We start from the raw sequence: 4,379 nt of genomic DNA, 5'->3' as shown, positions 1-4,379 counted from the left end.
CACCTGCGGTAAACGACAAATTATCAAAACCACCATCTAGGGAAACTAAAACGTTTTGAGCATTAAACGTATCATCGAAATATATATATAAGCTTCGCTTACTTCTGATAACTCTTCATAATCTTTGGATAATCTACAATTACGCCCAATCCAAGCGAAAGTTCTATCGATCAACCCAACGTCTTGGTAAAATTTGAGGGATAGTTTTTTCTGCTCATGGAACTAGAAATAAGCCTTTAGACAATTTTGGCACTTCTAAATATTGGCGATAAGAGTGCGAGATCCGCGCAAGCGGTGTGCTCTTCCTTAAGAAAACTTTACAAACAGCCTCTTAGTACTTTTGTATTTGCGTGCTTTGGTCTAAGTAAAGCTAAGAAAGTCCAGAAGGGTGCGTTAACCTGCGTGTAACGCACCGTCATAAGTTTATAATCCCAGCTACTGAATATCTGAATTCATCCTCGATAATTTGGTGCGCACACCCTACGGGATTAAATATTAGATGAATTGCTTTTAAGATTATGAGGAGTTAGGGCGATCGCCCTAAAACAAGCACTGCTATAATAAATAGGCAGAGACATGAAGGTAAATTGTTGGGTGTAGTGACCAAGGGCCCAACCTACAAGCTACTGTTATATTAGTAGAACATCATCAGTTAGAAGGGGTAATTTCTATGCCGTCTGGAGTGTCTAAACCCGATGCAGAGGAAATAAGAGATGATTTACAGGCGTTGGAGGCGATGTTGGGGTGATGCGAGAATTTTCAAGGGTTCCTATTTCCGAAGTTGCAAGGGTTTTTAATGGAAAAACTCCTTCAAAAGATGAGCAACGCTACCGTGGCCATCCTGTATTAAAAATTAAAGATATTTCCGATAAAGGGGTATTTAAAGGCTTATTTGAATCCTATGTTGATCAAGGCTTTGTTAACAAATTTAAACAAAAATTGATTAATGAAGAGGATATTTTAATTCTTAATGCTGCCCACAACGCTGATTATGTAGGTACAAAAATTTATAAAGCTGACAAAAATGTCAAAAACGCTTTGGCTACTGGGGAGTGGACCATAATCAGAGTAAATAAATCAGTTCTTGACCCTAGTTTTGCATATTACTGGATGTTAAATGGCAGAACAAGACATGAAATTAAACAGTTAGTCAAAGGAATTCATCTTTATCCCAAAGATATACTGAGGCTTACAATACCTCTACCCCCCCTAGAAGAACAAAAACGCATTGCAGCAATACTAGATAAAGCATACGAAATAGGACGCAAGCGCCAGGAGGCAATAAGGTTAACGGAGGAGTTGTTGCGATCGCTTTTTCTGGAGATGTTTGGCGATCCTGTTACCAATCCTAAAGAGTGGGAAAAAGATTTACTAGGAAATTTAGGCACTTTAAATAGAGGAAAATCTAAACATCGTCCTCGCAATGATCCTTGTTTACTGAATGGAAAATATCCATTAATTCAAACAGGAGATATAGCTAACTGTAAAGGAGTCATTGAAACTTATACTCAAACCTATTCCGAGAAGGGGTTGGCACAAAGTAAAATGTGGCAAGCAGGAACTCTTTGTATTACTATAGCTGCAAATATCGCTCAAACTGGAATACTTGGTTTTGATGCTTGTTTTCCTGATAGTGTTGTTGGTTTTCAACCAAATGAAAGAGTAACAAATGAATATATTCAAGGATGGTTTAATTTTTTACAACCTATTTTAGAAGATCTCGCTCCACAATCTACCCAAAAAAATATTAATCTTAAAATACTTAGCAAATTAGATTTACCAGTGCCACCTTATCACCTACAACAAAAATTTTCTCAATTGATTCAGCAGATGAGAAAAAATGCTAGAAAAAATGACCAAAGTAAAATATCTATCGATAATCTCTTCAACTCCCTACTACAAAGAGCTTTCCGAGGCGAACTATAAAAGAAAAATAACTTGAGGATAAAACTTTAAACCAAGAAAAAGCGATCGCCATTGAGCTTTAAAATCAGCTTAACACCAACAAACCTACCTACCGATTCAACCTGGTTGTCACCTCATCAGCAGTAGAAGAGTGATACTCAGTTTCCCAAGTTAACAGAGGACGAACAGGTCCCGGAAAATCTCGGCCAAATAAGCCTCTAGCAGTATTAGTAACTCCTTGGGTTTCGTGAACATTAAAAGAAACAATCCTTTCTTGAACTAAATACTCTTTGAGAGGATCTGGTGTAGCCATAACTAAAGTGATATGAACTAATCCAATATTGAGTAAATTAGGGGGAATCCAGGCGATCGCGCAATACCTGCCTGGTTTTGGATTACTATACATATACTCAGGGTCTGTATAGGCAACAGCAAAAGCAAATTGATTATTTTGGGTTTTACAGTGTAAAGCAGGTTGAATATTTTGGCTACCGTCGAAGATATCATAGGTTATTTCTACACCAACTTTTTCATAGACAGCAATAGTAGTAACTCTCTGTTTGTCACTGTTAACAACTCTCACAGAGATTACCTGAAAATAGGGATTTGTCTCTATTGAATTTACTGAAGAGGAAGAAGTGCTTTGAGGAGAGGATTGATAATTTAGTGAAGAATACCACTGAGAGGTAACCCCCATAACCTTTTCAATATATTTAGTGATGACAGTTTCCGTAGGACCATCAGCGATAATTTTACCCTGTTCAAACCAGATACAGCGATCGCAAAATCGGGCTACTGCGTCCATACTATGAGATACAAAAATTACCGTTCTACCTTGGGAGGTTAAACCTTCTACTCGTTCTAAACATTTCTGTTGAAAGGACATATCTCCCACTGCTAACACTTCATCTAGGAGGAGAATATCCGGGTCTAAATGGGCTGCCACAGCAAAAGCTAAACGCATCCGCATCCCACTGGAATAGTGTTTTACGGGGGTATCTAGAAACCGTCTCACCTCAGAAAATTCCACCACATCTTCAAAAATATCATCAATTTCCTGACGCTGCAATCCGTGGAGAGAAGCATTTAAATAAATATTATCTCTTCCTGACAAACTAGCATTAAAACCCGTCCCCACCTCCAACAAAGAGGTAATTCTCCCTCTGATTATCGCCCTACCTTCCGTAGGATAAACCAAGCGGGATAAAATTTTTAACAAAGTTGACTTACCAGCGCCGTTTTTGCCAATAATTCCGACTCTTTCCCCTTGGTATATGTCAAAATCCACATCTTTTAGCGCCCAGATTATCTTATCTGTTTCTAGGTCATCTTTCTTTGATGATAGGGATATTTGGCGTTTTAACTTGCGTAAAATCCTGGTACCTAATTGATAATTTTCTGAACCGAGGTAATATTTTTTTGAGAGTCCAATTACGGAAATAACTGGTTGCTGGGATTTGGTCATAGTTTATCGGCAATAAAAGCTTCTACTTTTTGATAAATTAACATACCAATCCCTAATAATATTGTTGTTGCCAAAACTGAATATAGCCACTGGGTAGTAGGAAAAGGAAAATCAGCAAATAGAGTCGATCTAAAAGCTAGTAAAATACCTGCCATAGGATTTAAAAAATAAATTGGTCTTGCCGCTTCAGGAATTAAGCCGGGTGCAAAAATTACTGGAGATACATAAAGGCCAATATACAGTATTTGATTTAATAGTTTATCAAAATCTTTACTATCAAGGGAAAGGGCTGCAAAAATTAGCCCTACTGCCAGAATTAGAAGCATACATTGAATAATCACCACAGGTAAGAGGATTATACGCCATCCCGGATAAACACCCTGCCACAGCATCATAATCAGCAAAGGGAAACCTGCCACACAAAAATTATAAAAACTAGCTAATATCGGCACAATTAAGCTAATAATTCGAGGAAAGTAAACTTTAGTAATTAAGTTAGCATTTTTTTCCAAAGATTTAGAAGTGATACTTGTAGCTTCTAAAAAATAAAACCAGAGAATTAATCCACTATACACATAGACAGCATAGGGAATTGGTACATGAAGATCAGCCTTAGAGAGGTTTTTAAATAAAGCAAAGATTGCTACCATTAATAATGGTCTAGCTGTTGCCCACAGAACACCTAGATACATTTGGTTAAATTGTACCTTGATATCTCGACGTACTAAATTAAAAATTAAATGACGATACTGATAAATTTCCCGGAAACTGAAAAACCTTAGTGAGGTTGATGGTGGTCTGATGACTGTTTCTGATGGAGTTATTTTTCTTGTTAATTTGGGATCAAAAGTAGACAATACTAGTTTCCTGAATAACAACTCACAAATTTTATCATTTATTTTATCTAGTAGGGTGTGAAGTGCGCAGCACGTAACCCACCGAATTATCTTCTTTACTCATATCAAAGCACCAGTACTCATGTACTAAATTAACCTCAGAAAAAGTTCAT

4 protein-coding genes are annotated in these 4,379 nt (G+C 37.2%); 1 reads left to right on the top strand and 3 read right to left on the bottom strand.

Annotated elements, in window-relative coordinates; genetic code table 11:
• Nucleotides 1-45: 45 nt before the first annotated feature.
• Nucleotides 46-174 (bottom strand): transposase, encoded by a 129-nt coding sequence (locus MW688_RS01440; protein WP_486734127.1) that lies wholly within the window; start codon nt 172-174, stop codon nt 46-48.
• A gap of 573 nt (nt 175-747) precedes the next feature.
• On the opposite strand from MW688_RS01440, the gene MW688_RS01435 reads away from it, so the two are divergent.
• A complete protein-coding gene (locus MW688_RS01435; RefSeq protein WP_486734126.1) occupies nt 748-1,926 on the top strand; it encodes a restriction endonuclease subunit S in 1,179 nt (392 codons plus the stop codon).
• An 88-nt stretch (nt 1,927-2,014) separates the two neighbouring features.
• On the opposite strand, the gene MW688_RS01430 is transcribed toward MW688_RS01435, so the two are convergent.
• Both MW688_RS01430 and MW688_RS01425 read right to left on the bottom strand, forming a co-directional pair.
• Nucleotides 2,015-3,370 (bottom strand): ABC transporter ATP-binding protein, encoded by a 1,356-nt coding sequence (locus MW688_RS01430; protein WP_486734125.1) that lies wholly within the window; start codon nt 3,368-3,370, stop codon nt 2,015-2,017.
• Nucleotides 3,367-4,227 (bottom strand): ABC transporter permease, encoded by an 861-nt coding sequence (locus MW688_RS01425; RefSeq protein WP_486734124.1) that lies wholly within the window; start codon nt 4,225-4,227, stop codon nt 3,367-3,369. Before MW688_RS01425 ends, MW688_RS01430 begins: the two co-directional genes overlap by 4 nt.
• Nucleotides 4,228-4,379 lie beyond the last annotated feature (152 nt).

This window comes from Johannesbaptistia floridana (genome assembly GCF_057440575.1).
This window is presented reverse-complemented; position numbering and strand designations above follow the sequence as displayed.

Bases quoted from the DNA above. Each gene is read 5' to 3' on its own strand.
- MW688_RS01430 (WP_486734125.1), bottom strand. From the start codon at position 3,370: ATGACCAAATCCCAGCAACCAGTTATTTCCGTAATTGGACTCTCAAAA.
- MW688_RS01435 (WP_486734126.1), top strand. From the start codon at position 748: ATGCGAGAATTTTCAAGGGTTCCTATTTCCGAAGTTGCAAGGGTTTTT.